The 19,550-nt window shown below is 61.7% G+C and carries 16 protein-coding genes; 10 read left to right on the plus strand and 6 right to left on the minus strand.

What is annotated here, in order from left to right:
• Positions 1-124: 124 nt before the first annotated feature.
• The 6 genes from AC3ITY_RS05445 to AC3ITY_RS05470 form a co-directional block, all read right to left on the minus strand.
• A complete protein-coding gene (locus AC3ITY_RS05445) occupies positions 125-934 on the minus strand; it encodes an ABC transporter permease (protein ID WP_046041051.1) in 810 nt (269 codons plus the stop codon).
• Positions 924-1,871 carry an ABC transporter permease gene (locus AC3ITY_RS05450; protein WP_223458749.1) on the minus strand — a complete coding sequence of 316 codons (948 nt, stop codon included), beginning with the start codon at positions 1,869-1,871 and terminating at the stop codon, positions 924-926. Before AC3ITY_RS05450 ends, AC3ITY_RS05445 begins: the two co-directional genes overlap by 11 nt.
• A gap of 1 nt (position 1,872) precedes the next feature.
• Entirely contained in the window at positions 1,873-2,910 is a 1,038-nt protein-coding gene (locus tag AC3ITY_RS05455) for an ABC transporter ATP-binding protein (protein ID WP_489308031.1), read from the minus strand.
• 248 nt (positions 2,911-3,158) lie between these two features.
• Complete coding sequence (gene ydcS / locus AC3ITY_RS05460) at positions 3,159-4,310, minus strand: putative ABC transporter substrate-binding protein YdcS (RefSeq protein ID WP_046041056.1); 1,152 nt, start codon at positions 4,308-4,310, stop codon at positions 3,159-3,161.
• An 84-nt stretch (positions 4,311-4,394) separates the two neighbouring features.
• Positions 4,395-5,852, minus strand: a complete 1,458-nt coding sequence (locus AC3ITY_RS05465) for a gamma-aminobutyraldehyde dehydrogenase (protein WP_489310786.1) — start codon at positions 5,850-5,852, stop codon at positions 4,395-4,397.
• Between the two features lie 147 nt (positions 5,853-5,999).
• Complete coding sequence (locus AC3ITY_RS05470; RefSeq protein WP_007975056.1) at positions 6,000-6,914, minus strand: LysR family transcriptional regulator; 915 nt, start codon at positions 6,912-6,914, stop codon at positions 6,000-6,002.
• 194 nt (positions 6,915-7,108) lie between these two features.
• On the opposite strand from AC3ITY_RS05470, the gene AC3ITY_RS05475 reads away from it, so the two are divergent.
• The 10 genes from AC3ITY_RS05475 (at position 7,109) to lysS (ending at position 19,522) form a co-directional block, all read left to right on the plus strand.
• Positions 7,109-7,801 carry a tellurite resistance TerB family protein gene (locus AC3ITY_RS05475; RefSeq protein WP_489308032.1) on the plus strand — a complete coding sequence of 231 codons (693 nt, stop codon included), beginning with the start codon at positions 7,109-7,111 and terminating at the stop codon, positions 7,799-7,801.
• 325 nt (positions 7,802-8,126) lie between these two features.
• Entirely contained in the window at positions 8,127-9,749 is a 1,623-nt protein-coding gene (locus tag AC3ITY_RS05480) for a methyl-accepting chemotaxis protein (RefSeq protein ID WP_489308033.1), read from the plus strand.
• Positions 9,749-10,285, plus strand: a complete 537-nt coding sequence (locus AC3ITY_RS05485; RefSeq protein WP_489308034.1) for a chemotaxis protein CheW — start codon at positions 9,749-9,751, stop codon at positions 10,283-10,285. Before AC3ITY_RS05480 ends, AC3ITY_RS05485 begins: the two co-directional genes overlap by 1 nt.
• Entirely contained in the window at positions 10,282-11,553 is a 1,272-nt protein-coding gene (locus tag AC3ITY_RS05490) for a CheR family methyltransferase (protein ID WP_489308035.1), read from the plus strand. Before AC3ITY_RS05485 ends, AC3ITY_RS05490 begins: the two co-directional genes overlap by 4 nt.
• The gene (locus AC3ITY_RS05495) at positions 11,550-12,230 is read left to right on the plus strand and encodes a chemotaxis protein CheW (RefSeq protein ID WP_489308036.1); all 681 of its coding nucleotides are present in this window, start codon (positions 11,550-11,552) and stop codon (positions 12,228-12,230) included. The genes AC3ITY_RS05490 and AC3ITY_RS05495 overlap by 4 nt, the downstream gene beginning before the upstream one ends.
• Positions 12,227-14,506 (plus strand): hybrid sensor histidine kinase/response regulator, encoded by a 2,280-nt coding sequence (locus AC3ITY_RS05500; RefSeq protein WP_489308037.1) that lies wholly within the window; start codon positions 12,227-12,229, stop codon positions 14,504-14,506. The genes AC3ITY_RS05495 and AC3ITY_RS05500 overlap by 4 nt, the downstream gene beginning before the upstream one ends.
• Positions 14,503-15,513, plus strand: a complete 1,011-nt coding sequence (locus AC3ITY_RS05505; protein WP_489308038.1) for a chemotaxis response regulator protein-glutamate methylesterase — start codon at positions 14,503-14,505, stop codon at positions 15,511-15,513. Before AC3ITY_RS05500 ends, AC3ITY_RS05505 begins: the two co-directional genes overlap by 4 nt.
• Before the next feature lie 48 nt (positions 15,514-15,561).
• Positions 15,562-16,563, plus strand: coding sequence for a diguanylate cyclase domain-containing protein (locus tag AC3ITY_RS05510; RefSeq protein ID WP_489308039.1), 1,002 nt, complete (start codon positions 15,562-15,564; stop codon positions 16,561-16,563).
• 250 nt (positions 16,564-16,813) lie between these two features.
• Positions 16,814-17,909, plus strand: a protein-coding gene (prfB, locus tag AC3ITY_RS05515; RefSeq protein ID WP_185754790.1) for a peptide chain release factor 2 whose coding sequence is annotated in 2 segments (ribosomal slippage) — positions 16,814-16,885 and positions 16,887-17,909 — 1,095 coding nt in all. Because the reading frame shifts where the segments join, the coding sequence is not laid out codon by codon here.
• 110 nt (positions 17,910-18,019) lie between these two features.
• The gene (gene lysS / locus AC3ITY_RS05520; RefSeq protein ID WP_104450709.1) at positions 18,020-19,522 is read left to right on the plus strand and encodes a lysine--tRNA ligase; all 1,503 of its coding nucleotides are present in this window, start codon (positions 18,020-18,022) and stop codon (positions 19,520-19,522) included.
• The last annotated feature ends 28 nt before the right edge of the window (positions 19,523-19,550 follow it).

Here is a 19,550-nt window from a genome sequence, read left to right on the forward strand (position 1 = left end):
GTTCTTGTTTTTCTGTGGGAGCGAGCCTGCTCCGGGCGGCAATCCGACGAAGCTTTTTGGCGTCCTTCAGGACGCTTTCGCGAGCAGGCTCGCTCCCACAGGGGTAGTCGTTGTCAGTGCGGAATTACTTGCCACCACTACCCGCAACGCTTTCGCCGCCTCGGGTCAGGTAATAGGCGCCGAGAATCGGCAGCATGGTCACCAGCATCACCAGCATCGCCACGACGTTGGTCACCGGCACGTCCCGTGGGCGGCTGAGCTGGTTGAGCAGCCACAGCGGCAGGGTGCGTTCATGGCCGGCGGTGAAGGTGGTGACGATGATTTCGTCGAACGACAGCGCGAACGCCAACATGCCACCGGCCAGCAACGCCGAGCCGAGGTTCGGCAGGATGATGTAGCGGAAGGTCTGCCAGCCGTCGGCGCCGAGGTCCATCGAGGCTTCGATCAAACTGTGGGAGGTGCGGCGCAAGCGGGCGATGACGTTGTTGTAGACGATCACCACACAGAAGGTCGCGTGGCCGACGATGATGGTGAACATCCCCGGTTCGATGCCCAATGTCTTGAAGGTCGCCAGCAGCGCGATCCCGGTGATGATCCCCGGCAGGGCAATCGGCAGGATCAGCATCAGCGAGATGCCTTGCTTGCCGAAGAAGTCGCGGCGATACAACGCGGCGGACGCCAGCGTGCCAAGGACCATGGCGATCAGAGTGGCAATCGAGGCGATCTGCAACGACAGCTTGATGGCTTCGAGCACGTCCGGCCGCGAGAACGCCACGCTGAGCCAATTCAGAGTGAAGCCCTTGGGCGGAAAGCTGAACGCCGCGTCTTCGGTGTTGAAGGCGTACAGGAAGATGATCAGGATCGGGAAGTGCAGGAACACTAGCCCGCCCCAAGCTGCGATTTTCAGGCCTATTGAGGCTTTCTCAGAGTGCATCGAAGGCCCCCATTCGTTTGACGATGGACAGGTAAATGGCGATCAGCACGATCGGCACCAGGGTGAAGGCGGCGGCCATCGGCATATTGCCGATCGCGCCTTGCTGGGCGTACACCATGCTGCCGACGAAGTAGCCGGGCGGGCCGACCAGTTGCGGCACGATGAAGTCGCCCAGGGTCAGCGAGAAGGTGAAGATCGAGCCTGCGGCAATGCCCGGGATCGACAGCGGCAGAATCACTTGCATGAAGGTCTGGCGCGGCTTGGCACCGAGGTCGGCGGAGGCTTGCAGCAGCGACGGCGGCAGGCGTTCCAGCGAAGCCTGGATCGGCAGGATCATGAACGGCAGCCAGATGTAGACGAACACCATGAAGCGGCCCAGGTGTGAGGTCGACAAGGTGCTGCCGCCAACCCCCGGAATGCCCAGCACGAACTGCAGAACCGGTTCCAGCCCCAGGTGCTGCACGAACCACTGCGCCACGCCGCCCTTGGCCAGCAGCAGCGTCCAGGCGTACGCCTTGACGATGTAACTGGCCCACATTGGCATCATTACCGCGATGTAGAAAAACGCCTTGGTCTTGCCCGTGGTGTAGCGCGCCATGTAGTAGGCAATCGGGAACGCGACGATGGCGCTGGCAATCGACACCACAATCGCCATGCCCAGGGTGCGCAGGATGATGTCGAAGTTCGACGGCTGGAACAGCGCGGTGAAGTTGGCCAGGGTCAGGTCAGGGGTGACCGCCATGGTGAAGTCATCGAAGGTGTAGAAACCTTGCCACAGCAGCGTCAGCAACGAGCCGAGGTAGATCGCGCCGAACCACAGCAACGGCGGCACCAGCAGCATCGACAGGTACAGGTTCGGCCGGCGATATAACAGGTTGGAAAACCTGCGCAACGGCGAGCCGCCTGACGAGGTTTGAGTAATAGCCAAAGTGCTCATCTCACACCCCGCCTGCAAGGGTGTCGTGCAAATGGACCATCGCTTCCCGTGCCCAGCGTGCGCTAAGGCGCTGCCCGGCCTGGTGTTGCGCGCTGCTGTCGATCCACTGATTGTTGGCCTGGCTGATGTTCAGGGTCTGGCCGTTTTCCAGTTTCAGTTCGTAGCGGGTGGCGCTGCCCTGGTACTGGATGTCGTGGAGCAAACCGCTGACTTCAATCTCGTGGCTGGCCAGCGGGCCTTCGGCGAAACGCACGTGTTCCGGGCGAATCGAGAACGGCTGCGGATTGCCACTGAGCTGCCTGGCCAGGTCACCGCGAATCACGTTGGAGGTGCCAACGAATTCCGCCACGAAGGTGGTGGCCGGTTTCATGTACAGGTTACGCGGGCTATCGACTTGTTCGATGCGCCCCTTGTTGAACACGGCCACGCGGTCGGACATCGACAGCGCTTCGGTCTGGTCGTGGGTGACGAAAATGAAAGTGATGCCGAGCTGGCGTTGCAGCTTCTTCAACTCGCCCTGCATTTGCTCGCGCAACTTCAGGTCGAGGGCGCCGAGGGGTTCGTCGAGCAGCAGCACCCGTGGACGGTTGACCAAGGCGCGGGCCAGGGCCACGCGCTGGCGCTGACCACCGGAGAGCTGAACCGGCTTACGCTCGCCGTAGCCGCCGAGGGCGACCATCTCCAGGGATTCTTCGGCGCGCTTGTGGCGTTCGGCCTTGCCGATGCCTTTGACTTTCAATCCGTAGGCGACGTTGTCGCGAACGTTCATGTGCGGGAACAGCGCGTAATCCTGGAACACGGTGTTCACGTCGCGCTGGTACGGCGGCAGGCCGGCGGCCTCTTCACCATGAATGCGGATGGAACCGGCGCTCGGTTGTTCAAAGCCGGCGATCAGGCGCAAACAGGTGGTTTTGCCCGAGCCGGAAGGCCCCAGCATGGAGAAGAACTCGCCGTCCTGGATGTCGATGGAAACCCGGTCTACGGCTTTCACTTCGCCGAATAGACGGGAAACGTTGGTGAACTGGACTGCAAGCGTCATGGTGCGGTACTCCCAAAAGGCGAAGACCGTCGCAGCGGCCCTGCCTGGACTTCTGAAAAACAGTTATTCCGTAAACCGTTGTGCTTCTGACAAGGCTTGGGGTGTGGAAAAGTCGTTTCGGGAGCGTCGCGAGCGGCGATTAGTCGTGTCCGGCCAGCGCACAGCCCCCGGAGCGTACGTTAGTACGTGAGGAGGCGAGCACTGCCCGGGCGCGGATAATCGACGCGCAGCAGCTACCGGAATGACTTTTAGCGGCCGCCCATGATCGCGATGTAGTCCTGGGTCCAGCGGCTGTACGGCACGAACTTGCCGCCTTCAGCCTGCGGGGTTTTCCAGAAGGCGATCTTGTCGAACTGGTCGAAACCGTTGGTCTTGCAACCTTCGGCGCCGAGCAGTTCGCTCTCCTTGCACGCCGCCGGAACCGCTGGCAACGAGCCGAACCACGCTGCTACGTCACCCTGGACTTTCGGTTGCAGCGACCAGTCCATCCACTTGTAGGCACAGTTCGGGTGCTTGGCCTCGGCGTGCATCATGGTGGTGTCGGCCCAACCGGTAGCGCCTTCTTTCGGGATGGTCGAGGCGATTGGCTGCTTCTCGTTCATCAGGCCGTTGACCTGATACGGCCAGGCACCGGAGGCGACCACGCCTTCGTTCTTGAAGTCGCTCATTTGCACAGTGGTGTCGTGCCAGTAGCGGTGGATCAACGGCTGCTGGGCGCGCAGCAGGTCGAGCACGGCCTTGTACTGGGCTTCGGTCAGTTCGTACGGGTTCTGGATGCCCAGTTCCGGCTTGGCGGTCTTCAGGTACAGCGCCGCGTCGGCGATGTAGATCGGGCCGTCATAGGCCTGCACGCGGCCCTTGTTCGGCTTGCCGTCCGGCAGGTTTTCCGCGTTGAACAGCACGCCCCAGCTGGTGGGCGCGGTCTTGAACACGTTGGTGTTGTACATCAGCACGTTCGGGCCCCACTGATACGGGGTGCCGTAGGTCTGCTTGTTGACCACGTACCACGGTCCATCCTTGAGGCGCGGGTCGAGGTTTTTCCAGTTCGGGATCAACGCGGTGTTGATCGGCTGCACACGCTTGCCGACGATCAGGCGCAGGGACGCATCGCCGGATGCGGTGACCAGGTCATAACCGCCCTTGGCCATCAGGCTGACCATTTCATCGGAAGTGGCCGCGGTCTTGACGTTGACCTTGCACCCGGTTTCCTTCTCGAAACCGGTCACCCAGTCGTAGGCCTTGTCGCTCTCGCCACGTTCGATGTAGCCGGGCCAGGCCACAATATCCAGTTGGCCTTCGCCCGCCCCGACAGCTTTGAGCGGCTCGGCGGCCTGGACACTGGCACTGGCCAGCAGCGCGGTGGTGATTGCACTGAGCAGTGCGGTCTTGTGCACGAACATGGGAATTCCCTCTTCTTTAATTATGGTCGGGGCAGTGTCTTGAACGTGGTGAAGCATGCCGTTGATGGCTTGTTATTAGCGTAGTCAGAGATGCTCGCCATGGCGGGCCATGATGTGCCGCACCACGCTGTAGTCCTGAAGCGAATCGCTGGACAGGTCTTTGCCGTAGCCCGAACGTTTCAGGCCGCCATGGGGCATTTCGCTGACCAGCATGAAGTGGCTGTTGATCCAGGTGCAGCCGTACTGCAAGCGCGCCGCGACCTGCATGGCCTTGTCGAGGTTCTGGGTCCAGACCGACGAGGCCAGGCCGTATTCCGAATCGTTGGCCCAGTCCACCGCTTGTTCCAGTTCATCGAAGCGGGTCACGGTGACCACCGGCCCGAATACTTCGCGCTGGACGATCTCGTCACTTTGCTTGCAACCGGCGAGCAGGGTCGGCTGGTAATAGAAGCCAGCGCCGGAATGCACCGCCGCGCCGGTCACCCGCTCGATGTGCGGCTGGCCGAGGGCACGCTCGACAAAACTGGCCACGCGGTCGCGCTGGCGGGTGCTGATCAGCGGGCCGATTTCGTTGTCGGCGTCGCGTTTACCGGCGAAGCGCAGGCTGCTGACGGCCGCGCCGAGTTCGGCCACCAAACGGTCATGAATCCCGGCCTGGGCATAAATGCGGCAAGCGGCGGTGCAATCCTGGCCGGCGTTGTAATAGCCGTAAGTGCGCACGCCTTCGACCACGGCCTGAATGTCGGCATCGTTGCAGACGATCACCGGGGCCTTGCCGCCGAGTTCGAGGTGTGTGCGCTTGAGGGTTTTGGCGGCGGCTTGAAGAATTTTCTGGCCGGTGACGATATCGCCGGTCAGCGACACCATGCGCACTTTAGGGTGATTCACTAGATGGCTGCCGACGCCTTCGCCACCACCGCAAACGATGTTGATCACCCCGCGAGGGAGGATCTCGGCCAGCGCCGGCGCCAGGGCCAGGATCGACAGCGGGGTGTGTTCCGACGGCTTGAATACCAACGTGTTGCCGGCGGCCAGGGCCGGGGCGATTTTCCACGCGGCCATCATGATCGGGTAGTTCCACGGCGCAATCGAAGCCACGACCCCGATAGGATCGCGACGGACCATGCTGGTGTAGCCCGGCAGGTATTCGCCGCTGAGCTGGCCGGTCTGGCAGCGCACGGCACCGGCAAAGAAGCGGAACACGTCGACCGTGGCATTCAGGTCATCCTGACGGGCCAGGTGCAGCGGCTTGCCACAGTTCATGGATTCGAGGCGGGCCAGCAGGTCGGCGTTTTTTTCGATGGCGTTGGCGATCTCCAGCAGCAGGTTCGAACGCTGTTGTGGCGTGGTCCGTGACCAACCGGCAAATGCGCGGTGGGCGGCGAGGATGGCAGCTTCGACTTGCTCGGTGCTGGCTTCGGCGATCCGGGTCAGGACTTCCCCGGTGGCGGGGTTGAGAATCGGCTCGGCGCAGCCTTGACCGGCGACTAATTCACCATCAATCAACAATGCGGTGAACAACGGGGTCTGCGCGCCAGCCATTTTTCGGGTTCTCGTTTTTTGTGTGGCTTCTTGTGTAGACATGGCAGCGCTCCCTGTGACTGGGGCCCGGCCGTCTTTATTAGATGCAACAAGACTAGTTCGCGGACCCGAGGACAACAAATACTAAATACTGAAGGTGGCGTTCGATTAAATAGATGGCTTGCGCCCGCCGTGGGGTTGTTCGCGGGCGACCGTGAGAAACGGGTCCACCAGCGCCGGTCGCGCGGTGCCGCGACGCCACGCCAGGCCGACATCCAGGGTCTGGCTGAGGTCGGCGATCGGCCGCGCTTCGATGATGTCGCCCTCCAGTGACCACGGGCGATAGGTCATGTCAGGCTGGATCGACACGCCCAATCCGGCGGCCACCAGGCTTCGCACCGCTTCGGTCGAGGCCGTGCGCAGGGTGATGCGCGGTTGCAAGGAGGCTGCCGACCACATGCGCTGGGCGTTGCGGTCCATTTCATCGACGTTCAGTTGAATCAATGGCTCGCGGGCCACGTCGGCAAGGTTGATGCTGTCGTGTTCGAGCAGCGGGTGTTGGGCCGGCAGCCATAGCCGGTGGGGGGAGTGGGTCAGCACTTCGGTCTGCAACGCGTGGCGGTCTTCGAGGTTGGAGAGGATCAATACGCCGACATCGATCTCGCCGCTGACCAGCAAATGCTCGATGTACGGGCGCTCATCTTCCATCACGCGGATTTCCACGTTGGGGTAGGCGCGCTGGAAGCGGGTGAGCAAATCCGCCAGGTAATAACCGGCCACCAGGCTGGTCACACCGACGATCAGTTGCCCGGCAACCTGGTCGGTGCTCTGTTGCAGGCTGCGCTTGGCGTTATCCACCGTGGCCAGGATCAAGTGCGCCTGACGCAGGAATTGATGCCCCTGGTGGGTCAGGGTCATGCCTTTGGCGTGGCGGCTGAACAGGCTGACGCCGATTTCCTCTTCCAGTTGCTGGATCGCCAGGGTCAGGGTCGACTGGGAAATGAACGCGGTTTGCGCGGCGGCCGAGATCGAGCCGGTCTCGGCCACGGCGATGAAGTGACGGATCTGACGCAAGGTCATCATGGGAAAGCACCCGGTGGGCTGTTTTTATCGATTGGCGAGAGTGTATATCTTTTTTTCTGATGGGCCGGCGCAAGCGGCAATGTGCGCATTGAGGGAATGCAACATCTGGAAGCACTCTCGCCCACGGGGCGTGGGCACTTTCGTTTTAGGCTGGTGGTCTTGGTTTCAGGCTAAATGTCTTGTGGAGGCGGTAAATGAACACCCGTGGATTGCTCGATCAACTACTCAAATCCGGCCAGGACCTGTTGCAGAACAAGGCCGGCAGCTCACAGCAAAAGGGTGCGAGCGGTGGCACCAGTGCCCTCGGCAGCTTGCTCTCCGGCGCGAGTGGCGGGGCATTGGCGGCAGGCGCCATGGGTTTGCTGCTCGGCAGCAAAAAGGCCCGTAAAGTCGGGGGCAAGGTCGCGGTCTACGGTGGTCTCGCCGCGTTGGGCGTGCTGGCCTATAAGGCCTTGGGTAACTGGCAGGCGCAGCAGGGCGGTGCAGCCACTACGGAATCGCAAACCCTGGACCGCGTACCGGCCGCGCAAGTCGAGCTGCACAGTCAGGCGATTCTCAAGGCGCTGGTGGCGGCGGCCAAGGCTGACGGTCATGTCGATGAGCGCGAGCGTGCCTTGATCGAAGGCGAATTCACCCGGCTCGACAGCGATCAGGAGCTGCAGCACTGGCTGCACGCCGAACTCAACAAACCGCTGGACCCGAGCGATGTCGCCCGCGCCGCCCGCTCCCCGGAAATCGCCGCCGAGATGTACATCGCCAGCGTGATGATGGTGGACGAGGAAAACTTCATGGAGAAGGCCTACCTCGACGAACTGGCGCGGCAGCTCAAGCTGGAGCCGGGGTTGAAAGCCGAGCTTGAGAAGCAGGTTCGCCAGGCTTCCCTGTAAACCTTCAGACAGCATTCGCGAGTAGGCTCGCTCCCACATCAGGTCTTCAGTGATCACAGATTCTGCGTACGCCAGAGATTCAATGTGGGAGCGAGCCTGCTCGCGATGGCGTTTTCAGCCACACCACCGCCCCAATGGCCATTCCACGGCCCCTTTCTACCCAATCACCCCTGGCACCCATCCCCTACATTAGCGGACAGTCCCCACCCAGAGCCCATCCCGCCTTTTTTCAACGGGATGAGAAGCGGTGCGCAACCGTCTTATAAATGAAACACCGCCCTCGGCTATACTCCCCGCATTTCGTATCAGCCCCCGAGGATTGACTGTGAAGAACTGGACGTTGCGCCAACGAATTTTGGCGAGCTTTGCGGTAATTATCGCCATCATGTTGCTGATGGTGGTCGTCTCGTATTCCCGGCTGTTGACGATCGAAAACAGCGAGGCCAGCGTGCGTGAGGACGCTCTGCCAGGGGTGTATTACAGTTCGATGATTCGTGGCGCGTGGTCCGACAGTTATGTACGCCTTCAGGCCATGCTCGGCCTGGAGGAAGGGCAGGGCTTCACTGCCGAGGATGCCGCGGACTTCAAGGGCTTCGCTGCGCGATTGAAAGAGCAGATGGACCTCTACCGTGCAACGATGGCCGACGAAGAAGACAGGGTCGATTTCGCAGCGTTCGAAAAACTTCATGAGGACTACCACCGGATTCTGGCCGCGGTGATCGAGTTGCATAAACGCAACCAGAACGCCGAGGCCGTCAACATGTTCAACGGTGAACTGACCCCGACCTGGACAGCGGGTCGAATGAAGGTCAATGACATCCTGCGTCATAACAAGACCGTGGCGGACACAGAAATCGCGGCCATTGATGATGCAGTGCTCACCGCCAAAGTCATCATGGGCATTTCCCTGGTGATCGCGGTGCTGGCCGCCGCCCTCTCTGGCCTGTTGTTGATGCGCGCCATCATGGCGCCGATGAACCGCATCGTGAAAATCCTCGAAATCATGCGCACTGGCGACCTCAGCAGTCGCCTGAATCTGGAGCGCAAGGACGAATTCGGCGCGGTAGAGACCGGTTTCAACGACATGATGACCGAGCTCACTTCTCTGGTGTCTCAGGCCCAGCGTTCGTCGGTGCAGGTGACCACGTCGGTGACCGAGATCGCCGCGACGTCCAAGCAGCAACAAGCCACCGCTACCGAAACCGCCGCCACCACCACGGAAATAGGCGCGACCTCCCGTGAAATCGCTGCGACTTCCCGGGATCTGGTGCGCACCATGACCGAGGTCTCCTCCGCCGCCGATCAGGCTTCCGTGGCCGCCGGCTCCGGGCAACAGGGCCTGGCGCGCATGGAGGAAACCATGCACTCGGTGATGGGCGCGGCCGATCTGGTCAACGCCAAACTGGCGATCCTCAATGAGAAGGCCGGCAACATCAATCAGGTGGTTGTGACCATCGTCAAGGTCGCCGACCAGACCAATCTGTTGTCGCTCAACGCCGCCATCGAGGCCGAGAAGGCCGGGGAATACGGTCGCGGTTTTGCCGTGGTCGCCACCGAAGTGCGGCGTCTGGCGGACCAGACGGCCGTGGCCACCTACGACATTGAGCAAATGGTGCGCGAGATCCAGTCGGCGGTGTCGGCCGGGGTCATGGGCATGGACAAGTTTTCCGAAGAGGTGCGTCGCGGCATGTCCGAGGTGCAGCAGGTCGGCGAGCAGTTGTCGCAGATCATCCATCAGGTCCAGGCGCTGGCGCCGCGGGTGCTGATGGTCAACGAAGGCATGCAGGCCCAGGCCACCGGTGCCGAGCAGATCAACCATGCGCTGGTGCAGTTGGGTGATGCCAGCAGCCAGACGGTCGAGTCGCTGCGCCAGGCCAGTTTCGCCATCGATGAGCTGAGCCAGGTGGCCGTCGGGCTGCGCAGCGGCGTTTCGCGATTCAAAGTCTGATGAGCGAAATCACGGCCAAACGCTCTGCCGTGACGCGGGCGCTGCATGCATTGTTTCTGGTGTTTCGCATCGGCAACGAGCGCTATGCCTTGAAGGCAGTCGAAGTGGCTGAAGTGCTGCCGCGCCTGCCCTTGAAGCCCATTGCCCAGGCCCCCGCCTGGGTCGCCGGGGTGTTCGCCTATCGGGGCACTGTGGTGCCGGTGATCGACTTGAGCGCACTGACCTTTGGTACGCCGGCACAGGCCCGTACCAGCACTAGACTGGTGCTGGTCAACTATCGACCGGATGAAACCGCCGAGACACAGCTGCTTGGGCTGATTCTGGAACAGGCGACTGACACCTTGCGCTGCGATCCGGCGGATTTTCAGCCCTACGGCCTGGACAATCGCCAGACGCCTTACCTCGGGCCGGTCCGCAAGGACGAACAGGGCTTGCTGCAATGGGTACGGGTCGGCGATCTGCTGGACGATCAGGTGCGTGCATTGTTGTTTCCCGCGCCGCCAATGGATCCGGCGCTGCTGCAGGAGCGGCCATGAACAGCGACCAGCGTTTTTTCGACTTCCTCAAGGAACGTATTGGACTCGACGTGACCTCTGTAGGACCTGCGATCATCGAGCGGGCGGTGCGCCAGCGCAGCATCGCTGCGCAAGCACCTTCGGCCGATGAATATTGGCGAACCTTGCAGGGCTCTCGGGACGAGCAGCAGGCGTTGATCGAAGCGGTGATCGTTCCGGAAACCTGGTTCTTCCGCTATCCGGAATCCTTCGTCACCCTGGCGAAACTGGCGAGCAAGCGTCTGGCCGAGATCAACAACCTGCGCGCACTGCGGATTCTCAGCCTGCCGTGCTCCACCGGCGAAGAACCGTACTCGATCGCCATGGCGCTGCTCGATGCCGGGCTCAAACCGCACCAGTTCAAGGTCGACGGCCTGGACGTCAGCCCGTTGTCAGTGGAAAAAGCCCGGCGGGCGTTGTTCGGCAAGAATTCCTTTCGGGGTGACGACATTGCGTTTCGCGACCGTCATTTCATTGCCGAAGGCGAGAGCTATCGCCTCGATCAGCGTGTGCTTGAGCAAGTACGCCTGCAGGTCGGTAATCTGCTGGATCCGGCCTTGCTGGCCGGTGAGCCTGCATTCGATTTCGTGTTTTGTCGTAACCTGCTGATCTATTTCGACCAGCCGACCCAGAAGCAAGTCTTCGAAGTACTCAAGTGCCTGACCCACGTTGAGGGCGTGCTGTTTATCGGTCCGGCCGAAGGCAGTCTGCTGGGGCGTTTGGGAATGCGCTCGATCGGAATCGCACAGTCCTTCGCGTTCAGCCGGCAAGGGATGCCGGACCCTGAACCCTTGCCGGCATTCGTTCCCGCGCCATTGCCAGTGCCGCAACCGCTGCGCAATCCACCGCCTGCGCCAGTGCGCAGTCGTCCGTTTGCCCGGGTTGCGCCGCTGCAGGCTGTGCCTGCAATCTCAGGTGCCGATACTGCCGCGCTGCTGGCCAATATCGCCGTGCTGGCCGATGAAGGCAAAAGCGCCGATGCGCGAGCGGCGTGTGAAAGCTACTTGCGCAGCCATGAGCCGGTGGCTCAAGTCTTTTATTGGTTGGGACTGCTCAGCGATGTGGCCGGCAATACCCTTGAAGCCCAGGGTTTTTACCGCAAGGCGTTGTACCTCGAACCGCAACATCCTGATGCGTTGATGCACCTGGCCGGATTGCTGCAGGCCCAGGGCGACGTGATGGGAGCCAGACGATTGCAGGAGCGTGCCGCCCGCAGCGCACGCGCCGCCGACAGTGAGCGTAAACGATGATCGCCTCCGACACCTTTAGCGTCACCCGGGATGCCCAGGCCATCGACGACTGCTGGAACCGCATTGGTATTCACGGCGACAAGTCCTGCCCGCTGCTCAGCGAGCACATTCATTGCCGCAATTGTGCGGTGTATTCGGCGGCCGCCACACGCTTGCTCGATCGCTATGCGTTGCAGCAGGAGGATCGCGGGCCCGTATCCGTCGCGGTCGAGAGCGAGGTGAAAACCCGCTCGCTGTTGATGTTCCGTCTGGGTGAAGAGTGGCTGGGGCTCGCGACCCGTAGCCTGGTAGAGGTGGCGCCGCTGCAAGCGATTCACTCTTTGCCGCATCAACGTTCCCGGGCCTTGCTCGGCGTGGCGAATGTGCGCGGCGCGCTGGTTGCCTGCCTGTCGCTGGTGGAGCTGCTCGGGCTCGACGGCACCAGCAACGTGGCACCTGGCGCGCGGGTCATGCCGCGCATGTTGATCATCGCCGCCGATGGCGGGCCGGTGGTGGTGCCGGTGGATGAGGTCGACGGGATTCACGCCATCGATGAGCACATCCTCAATGCCGCGTCGCGCTCGGGTGCTCAGGCCAGCGCCAAATACACCCGTGGCGTGTTCCAATTCAAAGGTCGCAGCCTGCGTTGGCTGGATGAAGAGCAGCTGCTGTCCGCCGTGACCCGGAGCCTCACATGACCCCCGAGCAAATGCGCGACGCATCTCTGCTGGAGCTGTTCAGCCTGGAGGCCGAGGCCCAGACCCAGGTCTTGAGCGCCGGCCTGCTGGCGCTTGAGCGCGATCCGACTCAGGCCGATCAACTTGAATCGTGCATGCGTGCGGCGCACTCGCTCAAGGGGGCGGCGCGAATCGTTGGCGTCGATGCCGGGGTCAGCGTTGCCCATGTGATGGAAGATTGCCTGGTCAGTGCCCAGGAAGGCCGCCTGTTGCTGCGCCCCGAGCACATCGATGCTTTGCTGCAAGGCACCGATTTGCTGATGCGCATCGCCACACCGAACAGCACGCCGGGGGCCGCGGACATCGACGCCTATGTGGTATTGATGGCGGGGTTGCTGGACCCGGTGGCCTTCTTGATTGCGGCTGCTGCACCGGTGATGGCCGAGCTACAACTCGAGGCACCCGCGCCCAAGGTCGAGCCGCCGGCGCCTGCCGTCGAACCGCCACCGGCTCCAGCCCCGAGCAGGACCAAACGCACCACCGAAAACGGCGAACGTGTGCTGCGTGTCACCGCCGAGCGCCTGAACAGCCTGCTCGATCTGTCGAGCAAATCCCTGGTGGAAACCCTGCGGCTCAAACCGCACCTGGCGACCATGCAGCGACTCAAGCGCATGCAGAGCAATAGCCTGCGCGCACTGGAGAATCTCAACGTGCATCTCAAGGATCACGCCTTGAGCCTGGAGGCTCAGGAAACCCTTGAGGATGCGCGCCGCTTGCTCGCGCAATCCCAGCAACTGCTCATGGAAAAGAACGCCGAACTCGATGAGTTTGCCTGGCATGCCAGCCAGCGGGCACAGGTGTTGTACGACACGGCGCTGGCTTGTCGCATGCGGCCGTTTGCCGATGTGCTGAGCGGGCAGGTGCGGATGGTCCGGGATCTGGGGCGCGATCTGGGCAAACAGGTGCGGCTGGAAATTGAAGGCGAAAATACCCAAGTCGATCGCGACGTGCTGGAAAAGCTTGAAGCACCGCTGACTCACCTGTTGCGCAATGCGGTCGACCACGGCATCGAAACCCCGGAACAACGCCTGCTGGCGGGCAAGCCGGCTGAAGGTTTGATTCGCCTGCGCGCTTCGCATCAGGCTGGTTTGCTGGTGCTTGAATTGAGCGATGACGGCAACGGCGTGGATCTTGAAAAGCTCCGTCGCAGCATCGTTGAACGAAGTTTGTCGCCCGCGCAAACCGCTGCTCAGTTGAGCGAAGAGGAGTTGCTGACGTTCCTGTTCCTGCCCGGTTTCAGTTTGCGCGACACGGTCACCGAGGTGTCCGGTCGCGGCGTCGGCCTGGATGCGGTGCAGCACATGGTCCGGCAGTTGCGCGGCGCGGTGGTGCTGGAGCAGACGGCAGGCGAGGGCAGTCGTTTCCACCTTGAGGTACCGCTGACCCTGTCGGTGGTGCGCAGCCTGGTGGTGGACGTCGGCGACGAAGCCTATGCCTTCCCGCTGGCGCACATTGAGCGTATGTGCGACCTGGAGCCGGCGGATATCGTGCAGGTCGAAGGCCGCCAGCATTTCTGGCACGAAGGCCGACATGTCGGCCTGGTGGCGGCCAGTCAGTTGCTGCAACGTCCGGCCAGCCAGAACAGCGGGCAAACCCTGAAAGTCGTGGTGATTCGCGAGCGCGATGCGATCTACGGGGTGGCGGTGGAACGGTTTATCGGTGAGCGGACATTGGTGGTGCTGCCGCTGGATGAGCGTCTGGGCAAGGTGCAGGACATTTCCGCCGGGGCTCTGCTCGACGACGGTTCGGTGGTGCTGATCGTCGATGTCGAAGACATGCTGCGTTCGGTGGAGAAACTGCTCAACACCGGGCGTCTGGAACGCATTGCCCGCCATAGCAATCAGGTGGTCGAGGCGGCCCGCAAACGAATTCTGGTAGTGGATGATTCCCTGACCGTGCGAGAGTTGCAGCGCAAGCTGTTGCTCAATCGCGGCTACGACGTGGCGGTTGCGGTGGACGGCATGGACGGCTGGAACGCGCTGCGTTCGGAGGATTTCGATCTGCTGATCACCGACATTGATATGCCGCGTATGGATGGCATCGAGCTGGTGACGCTGCTGCGTCGGGACAATCGCCTGCAATCGCTGCCGGTGATGGTGGTGTCCTACAAGGATCGTGAAGAGGACCGGCGCCGTGGACTGGATGCCGGGGCCGACTATTATCTAGCCAAGGCCAGTTTTCATGACGATGCCTTGCTCGATGCGGTGGTCGAGCTCATTGGGGGAGCGCGGGCATGAGGATTGCAATCGTCAACGACATGCCTATGGCGGTGGAGGCCCTGCGCCGCGCCCTGGCATTCGAGCCGACACACGAGGTGGTCTGGGTCGCCGGCAATGGCGCCGAGGCGGTGCGCCAGTGCGCGCTGGACACGCCGGACCTGATTCTGATGGACCTGATCATGCCGGTAATGGACGGCGTCGAGGCCACGCGGCGGATCATGGCCGAGACTCCGTGTGCCATCGTCATCGTCACCGTAGATCGCCAGCAGAATGTGCACCGGGTGTTCGAGGCCATGGGCCACGGTGCGCTGGACGTGGTCGACACCCCGGCCCTCGGCGCCGGCAATGCCCAGGAAGGGGCCGCGCCGTTGTTGCGCAAGATCCTGAACATCGTCTGGCTGATCGGCGACAAGGGCAACCGCCCGCGCCCGGCGCCGGCACCGTTGCGCAGTTCGGGCTCACGCCAGAGCTTGATCGCCATTGGCTCATCCGCCGGTGGACCGGCAGCGCTGGAAGTCTTGCTCAAGGGACTGCCGAGTGATTTCTCTCCGGCCATCGTGCTGGTGCAGCACGTTGACCAGGTGTTTGCCGCCGGCATGGCCGAATGGCTCGGCAGCGCCAGCGGCCTCAACGTGCGCCTGGCCGAGGAAGGCGAACCGCCGCAAAGCGGCACGGTATTGCTGGCCGGCACCAATCACCATATTCGCTTGCTGAAAAACGGCACGCTGGCCTACACCGCCGAACCGGTCAACGAGATCTACCGGCCCTCCATCGATGTGTTCTTCGAGAGCGTGGCCAGTTACTGGAACGGTGACGCCGTGGGGATTTTGCTCACCGGCATGGGGCGTGATGGCGCCCAGGGGCTTAAACTCATGCGCGAACAGGGCTACCTGACCATCGCACAAGACCAAAGCAGCAGTGCGGTGTACGGCATGCCGAAGGCGGCCGCGGCCATCGAAGCTGCCGTGGAGATTCGCCCGCTGGACAAGATAGCACCACGATTGCTGGAGATTTTCGCCAAATGAGCACCTTTTCCCTCATTCCTGGCTCAGGTAGTACTCAGGTGACCGCACATGACTGAATTACAGCTCGACGACTTCAAGACCGACGAAAACGCCGCCATGGTGTTGCTGGTGGACGATCAGGCGATGATCGGCGAAGCCGTGCGCCGCGGCCTGTCGAACGAAGAGAATATCGATTTCCACTTCTGCGCCGACCCGCACCAGGCCATCGCCCACGCGGTGCGCATCAAGCCGACAGTGATCCTGCAGGATCTGGTGATGCCCGGCCTTGACGGCCTGAGCCTGGTGCGTGAATACCGCAATCACCCGGCGACCAAGGACATTCCGATCATCGTCCTGTCGACCAAGGAAGACCCGTTGATCAAGAGCGCGGCCTTTGCCGCCGGGGCCAACGATTATCTGGTCAAGCTGCCGGACAACATCGAACTGGTCGCGCGCATCCGCTATCACTCGCGCTCCTACATGACCCTGCTGCAACGGGATGCGGCGTACCGCGCGTTGCGGGTCAGCCAGCAGCAACTGCTCGACACCAACCTGGTGCTGCAACGCTTGATGAACTCCGATGGCCTGACGGGGTTGTCGAACCGTCGGCACTTCGATGAATACATGGAGCTGGAGTGGCGCCGTTCGCTGCGTGAGCAGAGCCAGTTGTCGTTGTTGATGATCGACGTGGACTACTTCAAGGCCTACAACGACAGCTTCGGCCACCTGGAAGGCGATGAAGCCCTGCGCAAGGTCGCCACGGCGATCAAGGACGCCAGCGCCCGTCCTTCGGACTTGCCGGCCCGCTACGGCGGCGAAGAGTTCGCGTTGGTACTGCCCAATACCTCTCAGGGCGGTGCACGGCTGGTGGCTGAGAAGCTGCGCCAGACCGTGGCAGCCCTGAAGATCCCGCATAACTCGCCAGCCGAAGGTTCGAGCCTGACCATCAGCATCGGGCTGTCGACTATTACCCCGAAAGCGGGCAGCAACTGCCGCGATCTGATCCTGGCGGCGGACAAGGGGCTGTATTCGGCGAAGAACAATGGGCGTAATCAGGTGGGGGTTGAGTGAGCCGTTTCCCCTTGTAGGAGCGAACTTGCTCCGGGCGGCGATCCGACGATGGTCGTGAACGATAACGCGTAGCGCCAGATGCCCAGCGTTGCTTTTGGCTTTTTCGCGAGCAAGCTCGCTCCTACAGGGTTCTGCGTGGTTGCAAAGATCGCCGGTAAACCTGCCTTTTCAGCCAAGCGGACTGCCGTTGCCGACCGTTTCCCGGTATACTCGCCGGCTTTCAAAAGTTCGCCAACGAGTGCTGCCCGTCATGGAAATCAACCCGATCCTGAACACCATCAAGGACCTGTCCGAGCGCTCCGAAACTATTCGGGGGTATCTTTGACTACGATCAAAAGCATGAGCGTCTGACCGAAGTCAATCGCGAGCTTGAAGATCCGAGTGTCTGGAACAAACCTGAATACGCCCAGGAACTGGGCCGCGAGCGCGCTGCGCTGGCGCAGATCGTCGATACCCTCGACGAGCTGAACACTGGTCTGGCCGATTGCCGCGACCTGCTGGACATGGCCGTTGAAGAGAACGACGAAGGCGCAGTGGGCGATGTCGTCGCCGAGCTGGCCCGTCTCGAGGAAAGTCTGGCCAAGCTGGAATTCCGCCGCATGTTCAGCCATGAAATGGACCCGAACAACGCCTATCTGGACATCCAGGCCGGGTCCGGCGGCACCGAAGCCCAGGACTGGGCCAACATTCTGCTGCGCATGTACCTGCGGTGGGCCGACAAACGCGGTTTCGACGCGACCATCATGGAGCTGTCGGCCGGTGAAGTCGCCGGGATCAAGGGCGCGACCGTGCACATCAAGGGCGAATACGCGTTTGGCTGGTTGCGGACCGAGATCGGCGTGCACCGTCTGGTGCGCAAGAGCCCGTTTGACTCCGGCAACCGTCGCCACACCTCGTTCTCCGCGGTGTTCGTCTCGCCAGAGATCGATGACAAGGTGGAAATCGAAATCAACCCGGCAGACTTGCGGATCGACACCTATCGTTCCTCGGGTGCCGGTGGTCAGCACGTAAACACCACCGACTCGGCCGTACGTATCACCCACGTACCGACCAACACCGTGGTCAGCTGCCAGAACGAACGTTCCCAGCACGCCAACAAAGACACCGCCATGAAAATGCTGCGGGCCAGGTTGTACGAGCAGGAAATACAAAAGCGCAACGCGGCGTCCCAGGCGCTGGAAGACACCAAGTCCGATATCGGCTGGGGTCATCAGATCCGTTCGTACGTGCTCGATGCCTCGCGGATCAAGGATCTGCGCACCAACATCGAACGCAGCGACTGTGACAAGGTGCTCGATGGCGACATCGACGAATACCTGGAAGCGAGCCTGAAGTCCGGGCTGTAAGCAATGCAATACAGGATCGGCTGACTCAGCATGATCCTTGTAGGAGCGGGCTTGCCCGCGATCCCCAGCCGCAGGCTGGGGACAACGAACCTGATGGAATTTTTAAAGACATGAGCGACCTAGAACTCGACCCGCAAGCCCTGCAACAGGAAGAAAACTCCCTGATCGCCCTGCGCAAGGAAAAGCTTGCTGCCGAGCGCGCCAAGGGCAATGCCTTCCCGAACGACTTCCGCCGCGAAAACTACTGCGAGCAACTGCAGAAACAGTACGCGGACAAGACCAAGGAAGAGCTGGCAGAGGCTGCGATCCCGGTCAAGGTTGCCGGTCGTATCATGCTCAACCGTGGCTCGTTCATGGTGATCCAGGACATGACCGGTCGCATCCAGGTCTACGTCAACCGCAAGACCCTGTCCGAAGAAACCCTGGCCGCGGTGAAAACCTGGGACATGGGCGACATCATTGCCGCCGAGGGCACCCTGGCCCGTTCCGGCAAGGGCGACCTGTACGTTGAAATGACCAACGTGCGCCTGCTGACCAAGTCCCTGCGCCCACTGCCGGACAAGCACCACGGCCTGACCGACACCGAACAGCGCTACCGCCAGCGCTACGTTGACCTGATCGTCAACGAAGATGTGCGCCAGACCTTCCGCGTGCGTTCGCAAGTCATCGCCCACATCCGCAGCTTCCTGATGAAGCGTGACTTCCTGGAAGTGGAAACGCCGATGCTGCAGACCATTCCGGGCGGCGCAGCAGCCAAGCCGTTCGAAACCCACCACAATGCGCTGGACATGGGAATGTTCTTGCGTATCGCGCCGGAGCTGTACCTCAAGCGCCTTGTTGTTGGCGGGTTTGAGAAAGTGTTCGAGATCAACCGCAACTTCCGTAACGAAGGCGTTTCGACTCGTCACAACCCTGAATTCACCATGTTGGAGTTCTACCAGGCCTACGCCGACTACGAAGACAACATGGACCTGACCGAAGAGCTGTTCCGCGAACTGGCGCAGCTGGTTCTGGGCAGCACCGACGTGCCGTACGGCGACAAGGTGTTCCACTTCGGCGAGCCGTTCGTGCGTCTGTCGGTGTTCGACTCGATCCTCAAGTACAACCCCGAGCTGACCGCCGATGATCTGAACGACATCGACAAGGCTCGCGCCATCGCCAAGAAAGCCGGCGCCAAGGTGCTGGGCTTCGAAGGTCTGGGCAAGCTGCAGGTGATGATTTTCGAAGAGCTGGTCGAGCACAAGCTGGAGCAGCCGCACTTCATTACCCAGTACCCGTTCGAAGTGTCGCCGCTGGCCCGTCGTAACGACGAGAACCCGAACGTCACCGACCGTTTCGAGCTGTTCATCGGTGGTCGTGAAATCGCCAACGCCTACTCCGAGTTGAACGACGCGGAAGACCAGGCCGAGCGCTTCATGGCGCAAGTGGCCGACAAGGACGCCGGCGACGACGAAGCCATGCACTACGACGCCGACTTCGTTCGTGCGCTGGAGTACGGCATGCCGCCAACGGCGGGTGAAGGCATCGGTATCGACCGTCTGGTGATGCTGCTGACCAACTCGCCGTCGATCCGCGACGTGATCCTGTTCCCGCACATGCGGCCGCAAGCGTAAGTGTTTCAATTAAAAAGCCGCCTTTGAG

Source organism: Pseudomonas sp. GL_091 (assembly GCF_057837725.1).

Excerpts from the sequence above, each read along its gene's own strand:
- AC3ITY_RS05505 (WP_489308038.1), top strand. The coding sequence starts at position 14,503 with ATGAGGATTGCAATCGTCAACGACATGCCTATGGCGGTGGAGGCCCTG.
- AC3ITY_RS05510 (WP_489308039.1), top strand. The coding sequence starts at position 15,562 with ATGACTGAATTACAGCTCGACGACTTCAAGACCGACGAAAACGCCGCC.
- AC3ITY_RS05450 (WP_223458749.1), bottom strand. The coding sequence starts at position 1,871 with ATGAGCACTTTGGCTATTACTCAAACCTCGTCAGGCGGCTCGCCGTTG.
- AC3ITY_RS05465 (WP_489310786.1), bottom strand. The coding sequence starts at position 5,852 with ATGGCTGGCGCGCAGACCCCGTTGTTCACCGCATTGTTGATTGATGGT.
- ydcS (WP_046041056.1), bottom strand. The coding sequence starts at position 4,310 with ATGTTCGTGCACAAGACCGCACTGCTCAGTGCAATCACCACCGCGCTG.
- AC3ITY_RS05445 (WP_046041051.1), bottom strand. The coding sequence starts at position 934 with ATGCACTCTGAGAAAGCCTCAATAGGCCTGAAAATCGCAGCTTGGGGC.
- AC3ITY_RS05495 (WP_489308036.1), top strand. The coding sequence starts at position 11,550 with ATGATCGCCTCCGACACCTTTAGCGTCACCCGGGATGCCCAGGCCATC.
- AC3ITY_RS05475 (WP_489308032.1), top strand. The coding sequence starts at position 7,109 with ATGAACACCCGTGGATTGCTCGATCAACTACTCAAATCCGGCCAGGAC.
- AC3ITY_RS05470 (WP_007975056.1), bottom strand. The coding sequence starts at position 6,914 with ATGATGACCTTGCGTCAGATCCGTCACTTCATCGCCGTGGCCGAGACC.
- lysS (WP_104450709.1), top strand. The coding sequence starts at position 18,020 with ATGAGCGACCTAGAACTCGACCCGCAAGCCCTGCAACAGGAAGAAAAC.
- AC3ITY_RS05485 (WP_489308034.1), top strand. The coding sequence starts at position 9,749 with ATGAGCGAAATCACGGCCAAACGCTCTGCCGTGACGCGGGCGCTGCAT.
- AC3ITY_RS05490 (WP_489308035.1), top strand. The coding sequence starts at position 10,282 with ATGAACAGCGACCAGCGTTTTTTCGACTTCCTCAAGGAACGTATTGGA.
- AC3ITY_RS05455 (WP_489308031.1), bottom strand. The coding sequence starts at position 2,910 with ATGACGCTTGCAGTCCAGTTCACCAACGTTTCCCGTCTATTCGGCGAA.
- AC3ITY_RS05500 (WP_489308037.1), top strand. The coding sequence starts at position 12,227 with ATGACCCCCGAGCAAATGCGCGACGCATCTCTGCTGGAGCTGTTCAGC.